Below are 5,137 nucleotides of genomic sequence, written 5' to 3'. Positions count from 1 at the left end.
GACCGCCGACCACCTCTTCCTGCGCGAACGGCCTCGGCTCGTGGAGCTGGCCGCGCAGACCGTCAGACGCTGACGCGCTCGGGATGGGTGTAGACGTTCCCCGCCCCGCCCCGCAGGAACCCGACGAGGGTGAGCCCGGCCTCGTCGGCCAGCTCGACGGCCAACGAGCTCGGCGCCGACACCGCGGCGAGGATCGGCACCCCGGCCATCACGGCCTTCTGGACCAGCTCGAACGAGGCCCGCCCGGACACCTGCAGCACGGTGTCCGCGGCCGGCACCCGGCCCGCGAGCAGGGCGTGCCCGAGCACCTTGTCGACGGCGTTGTGCCTGCCCACGTCCTCACGGGACACGACCAGCGACCCGTCGGCGGTGAACAGGCCCGCCGCATGCAGGCCCCCGGTCGAGTCGAAGACCTTCTGCGCCTGCCGGAGCGCGTCGGGCAACGAGCCGAGGACCTGCCAGGCGACCGGGCCGCCGCGCGGGGCGAACCGGGTCTTGAGGCGCACGGCGTCGAGCGAGGCCTTCCCACAGACCCCGCACGAGGACGTGGTGTAGAAGTTCCGCTCCAGCGAGGTGTCCGGCGGTTCGACGCCGGGAGCGAGCGCCACGTCGAGGACGTTGTAGGTGTTGCGGCCCTCCGCGTCGACCGAGTCGCAGTAGCGCGCGGTGGCGAGGTCGGCGGCGGAGCCGATCACACCCTCGGTGAGCAGGAAGCCGTGGGCCAGCTCGACGTCGTGGCCCGGGGTTCGCATGGTGACGCTCAGCGGGCGACCGTCGACCCGCAGCTCGAGGGGCTCCTCGACGGCGAGGGTGTCCGGCCTGCGCCGGGTCGTGCCGTCCGCGCCGATCCGCAGGACCGAGCGTCGAGCGGTCAGCCGTCCCATGCCACCGAGCCTACGCGCGGCCGTGACCACCGGCGCCTCCGCGCGGGTGGTGCCCGCCCGGTCCGTCCGGATACGGTGAGGCTGCCCTTACCCCGAACCGCGAGGAGTGCGTCGTGCCCGTCTCGACCGAGGTCGTGGACCTCGACGTCGTCGCCACCCGTCGGCTCTCGCCGAGCCTGGTCCGCGTCGAGCTGCGGGGCGCCGTCCCCTCCGCGGGCGTGCCGGACGAGGCCTGCGTGCTGCAGTTCCCCGAGCCGGGCGGCGGCGAGCCGGTCGAGGGCAGCGGCCGCTGGTACACCGTCCGCCGCATCGACGAGGCGGGGCTGACCGTCGACATCGTGCTGCACCCCGGCGGCGTCGGCGGCGAGTGGGCCGCGGTGGCCGGGGTGGGGGACCGGTTGCGCCGCACCCACGGCAACAGCTGGTTCCGCAGGCCCGAGGCGGCCACCTGGCAGGTGCTCGTGGGGGACGTGACGGCCCTGCCCGCGATCGGTCGGATCGTGGACGAGAGCCCGGCGGACCTCCGGACGATCGTGCACGTCGAGGTGCCGGACCGGGCCGACGCGCAGGACCTGCCGGGCGCCGAGGTCACCTGGCACCACACGCCGGGCCTCGCCCGGGCGGGCAGGCTCGGTGAGATCGTCGCGGGGATCGCGCTGCCCGAGGGGCCCGGCTACGTGTACGTCGCGGGTGAGGCCTCCGCGACCCGCGCCGCCCGCGGCCACCTGCGCTCCCTGGGGCTGCCCCGCGGCTCGTACGGCGTCGTCGGCTACTGGCGCGCGGACATCGAGAGGTGGAACGCCAGGCTGGCCGAGTCCGGCGTGGACACCGTGGCGATCTACGAGCGCGCGCTCGCCGCGGGCCGGGACGAGGAGGAGGTCCGCGAGCTCTACGAGCGCGGGCTGGCCGAGGCCGGCTTGTAGGCCAGCACGCAGTACCGGTTGACGCTGAAGAAGTAGTCGCCTGCGCGCACGTCCGCCTCCCAGGCGGCGACGTCCTCGGCGCTCAGGTCGGCGCGGCCCCGGACGTACCCGGCGATGGTCCGGAGGGTGTGCGCGCTGTAGGTCTCCGGCTCGTGGGCGGGGTTCAGGATCGCGATCGCCTGCTGTGCCGCCACCGTGAACCCCGCCTCGGTGAGCCTGCGGCCGAGGGTGACCGGCAGGTGCGGGTCGACCAGGTGGGCCTCCCACGCGGCCATGACCCGGCGGTGCCGCTCCCGGTCCGCGACCGCCCAGACCACCGAGTCCCAGTCGGTGTCCAGCACCAGGACGCGGCCACCGGGCCGGAGCACCCGGAAGACCTCGGCGAAGGCGCCGGGGATGTCGGGGACGTACTCGTAGACCTGGGTGGACACCACGGCGTCGAACGCCTCCGCCGGGAACGGCAGGGACTCCGCACCGCCCTCGGTGATCGTGACGGTGTCGAGCGCCAGGCAGCGGGCCGACGCCACCGAGTTCATCGCCGCGCTCGGGTCCAGACCCTGCACCCTGCCCCCGGGACCGACGGCCTCGGCGAGCTGGGCCAGCAGGAACCCGGGCCCGGAGCCGACGTCGAGGATCCGTTCCCCCGCCGCGGGCGCGAGCAGGGCCAGCGTCTCGGCCCGCTGTCGCACGATGTCCGGGGTGGCGTACACCCGCTCGATCGCGCGGGTGCCCTCGTCGTCGAAGGACAGAGTCATGGCGGCAGCGTAGACGGGGCATGAAGTTGAGGGCTCAATCGTTACGGGTAGCATGACGCACATGGAGACGGTGGAGCTGGGACTGGACACCTTCGGCGACGTGACGACCGACGGGCAGGGTGGGCGCACGTCGTACGCCCAGGTCATCAGGGACGTCGTCGAACAGGGTGTGCTGGCCGACCGGGTCGGGATCGACGTGTTCGGGGTGGGCGAGCACCACCGGGACGACTACGCGATCTCCGCGCCCGAGGTCGTGCTGGCCGCGATCGCGAGCCGGACCGAGCGGATCAAGCTGGGCACCGCGGTGACCGTCCTCAGCTCGGACGACCCCGTGCGGGTCTTCGAGCGCTTCGCCACCCTCGACGCGGTGTCGGACGGCCGCGCGGAGATCACGCTGGGCCGCGGCTCGTTCACCGAGTCCTTCCCCCTCTTCGGCTACGACCTCGCGGACTACGAGACGCTGTTCGCCGAGAAGCTCGACCTGATGACCCACCTGCTCGCCGAGGGCCCGGTGACCTGGGAGGGCACCATCCGGGCGGCCCTGACGGACCAGCAGGTCTACCCCAAGACCGAGTCCGGCCGGATCACGACCTGGGTCGGTGTGGGTGGCAGCCCGCAGTCGGTGGTCCGGGCCGCGACCTACGGGCTGCCGCTGGTCCTCGCGGTCATCGGCGGCGACCCGGTGCGCTTCGCGCCGTACGCCGAGCTGTACCGGAAGGCGCTTCGGGAGCTGGGCAAGGAGGAGCAGCCGATCGCCGTGCACGCCCCCGGCTTCGTCGCCGAGACCGACGAGGAGGCCGTCGAGACGCTGTACCCGCACGCCAAGGTCATGCTCGACCGGATCGGTGCGGAGCGCGGCTGGCCGCCCCTGACCCGCGGCCGGTTCGAGGCGGACGTCCGCGGCGGCGCCCAGCACGTCGGGTCGCCCGAGACCGTGGCCCGCAAGATCGCCCGCACCGTGCAGGCGCTGGGTGTGCAGCGCTTCGACCTCAAGTACACGACGGGCCCCCTGCCGCACGCCGAGCTGATGAGGTCCATCGAGCTCTACGGCACCGTGGTGGTGCCCCGGGTCCGCGAGCTGCTGGCCGAGTCGGAGCAGGTCGCGGTCTAGCCTGGCCGCATGCGTGACGAGGAGCCGCGGGTCCTGGTGGTCGGGCTCGACCCGCACCGGGTCCCGGGGCCCTGGGACCCCACCCCCGTGGCCGACGCCGTCGCCGTCGGCCTGGCGAGGTTCGAGGCCGCGGGGGTGGGCGTCGAGACCTGCTTCTTCGGGCTCGACGGGAGCGACGACATCGGCGCCGTGGTGGCCGCCGCGCTGGACCGCAGGCCGTGGCGGGTGGTCGTCGTCGGCGGCGGGGTGCGGTCGGACGACGCCCTGTTCGAGCAGGTGGTCAACCTGGTCCACCGGCACGCGCCCGCCGCCGCGATCGCGTTCAGCGGCGCCCCGTCGGACACCTACGAGGCCGCCGCGCGGTACCTGGACTAGCCGCGCGGTACCTGGACTAGGAGTCTGTCGAAAGGGCCCCGCCCTGCTGCGCGCCGCCCCGGCAGCGCCCGCACTGGGTCGTCGGCCTGGCGAGGACGCCCACTCTGAACCGCGGCCTCCTAGCCCTGGAAGGGGCGCACCCGGCCCGTCCAGCGCTCCTCGTCCCGGCGGTAGACCGCGATGGGCTCCTTGGCCACGCGGAAGGTGTAGCGCCCCGCCTCCTCGACCACCTCGCCGTCGGTCGCGAGCATCGACGGGACGGCCAGCTCGACGTCGAGCTCCGCGACCTCGGCCTGGTGGTAGACGCGACTGTGCCCGAGTGCACCGAGGATCAGGGCGGCGACCACCCGCAGCCGGGAGAACCGGACGTCGGCACGCAGCCACCGGACGTCGAGCAGGCCGGAGTCCAGGGTCGGCCGCCAGGCCGGGACCATGCCGCGCGGGTAGTAGGGCCCGTTGCCCACGAAGATGAACCAGACCTTGTGCCACGCGCCGTCGAGGAACTTGACCTCCACCTTCTCGGCGCGGTGCAGCACGGCGACCAGCGCGGCCACGAACGCGGGCCACTTGCCCCAGCGCGGCTGCCACTTCTCCCGCAGGCGCACCAGCTCCGGGTAGGAGCCCACGCTCGCGGTGTTGAGGAAGTACCGCGTGCGGATCACGTCGGTGTTCTCCGGGTCGTCGCCCGCGCCGGGGTGGGCCTCCACCAGCCCGAGGTCGACCGCGACGGCCTCGCCCGCCTGGGTGGCGTCGACGGCCTCCTGCAGGTCGTAGACGCCCACGTCCCGGGCGAAGTGGTTCAGGGTCCCGGCGGGCACCACGACCAACGGCAGGTGGTGGCGGTCGGCGACCGACGCGGCCGTGGCCACGGTGCCGTCGCCCCCGGCGACCCCGATCGCCCGCACCCAGCTCCCGCGTTCGGCGATGGCCTCCTCGAGCTGGTCGTCGACGTCGGTGTCCTTGCTGACCCGCAGCAGGTGCGCGGCGGGCAGGGCGGCCGCGACCTCGTCGCTCGCGTCGTAGTCCGGCGGGCCGGAGAACGGGTTCGCGATGATCACCAGGCCGTCGCCCTGCGGCAGCTCTGGGACC

Annotated in this window: 6 protein-coding genes; 3 read left to right on the top strand and 3 right to left on the bottom strand. The window is 74.0% G+C overall.

What is annotated here, in order from left to right:
• Positions 1-62 precede the first annotated feature (62 nt).
• Positions 63-884, bottom strand: a complete 822-nt coding sequence (fdhD, locus tag H5J29_RS20050; protein WP_181782587.1) for a formate dehydrogenase accessory sulfurtransferase FdhD — start codon at positions 882-884, stop codon at positions 63-65.
• A gap of 113 nt (positions 885-997) precedes the next feature.
• Here fdhD and H5J29_RS36285 point away from each other — a divergent pair, with 113 nt between their 5' ends.
• The gene (locus H5J29_RS36285) at positions 998-1,807 is read left to right on the top strand and encodes a siderophore-interacting protein (protein ID WP_181782586.1); all 810 of its coding nucleotides are present in this window, start codon (positions 998-1,000) and stop codon (positions 1,805-1,807) included.
• Here H5J29_RS36285 and H5J29_RS20040 read toward each other — a convergent pair.
• The gene (locus tag H5J29_RS20040) at positions 1,774-2,562 is read right to left on the bottom strand and encodes a methyltransferase domain-containing protein (RefSeq protein WP_181782585.1); all 789 of its coding nucleotides are present in this window, start codon (positions 2,560-2,562) and stop codon (positions 1,774-1,776) included. The two genes, H5J29_RS36285 and H5J29_RS20040, sit on opposite strands and share 34 nt — an antisense overlap.
• 61 nt (positions 2,563-2,623) lie before the next feature.
• On the opposite strand from H5J29_RS20040, the gene H5J29_RS20035 reads away from it, so the two are divergent.
• Entirely contained in the window at positions 2,624-3,673 is a 1,050-nt protein-coding gene (locus H5J29_RS20035) for an LLM class flavin-dependent oxidoreductase (protein ID WP_181782584.1), read from the top strand.
• 9 nt (positions 3,674-3,682) lie between these two features.
• Positions 3,683-4,048 carry a hypothetical protein gene (locus H5J29_RS20030; RefSeq protein ID WP_181782583.1) on the top strand — a complete coding sequence of 122 codons (366 nt, stop codon included), beginning with the start codon at positions 3,683-3,685 and terminating at the stop codon, positions 4,046-4,048.
• A gap of 119 nt (positions 4,049-4,167) precedes the next feature.
• On the opposite strand, the gene H5J29_RS20025 is transcribed toward H5J29_RS20030, so the two are convergent.
• A partial coding sequence (locus H5J29_RS20025) for a diacylglycerol/lipid kinase family protein (protein WP_181782582.1) occupies positions 4,168-5,137 on the bottom strand: 970 nt, incomplete at its 5' end.

Origin of the sequence: Pseudonocardia pini (genome assembly GCF_013870575.1) — a bacterium.
In the GTDB taxonomy this organism is placed as follows: Bacteria; Actinomycetota; Actinomycetes; order Mycobacteriales; family Pseudonocardiaceae; genus Pseudonocardia; species Pseudonocardia pini.
Note: the sequence above shows the minus strand (reverse complement) of the source record. Positions and strands in the feature narration are given on the sequence as shown.

Excerpts from the sequence above, each read along its gene's own strand:
- fdhD (WP_181782587.1), bottom strand. The coding sequence starts at position 884 with ATGGGACGGCTGACCGCTCGACGCTCGGTCCTGCGGATCGGCGCGGAC.
- H5J29_RS20040 (WP_181782585.1), bottom strand. The coding sequence starts at position 2,562 with ATGACTCTGTCCTTCGACGACGAGGGCACCCGCGCGATCGAGCGGGTG.
- H5J29_RS20035 (WP_181782584.1), top strand. The coding sequence starts at position 2,624 with ATGGAGACGGTGGAGCTGGGACTGGACACCTTCGGCGACGTGACGACC.
- H5J29_RS20030 (WP_181782583.1), top strand. The coding sequence starts at position 3,683 with ATGCGTGACGAGGAGCCGCGGGTCCTGGTGGTCGGGCTCGACCCGCAC.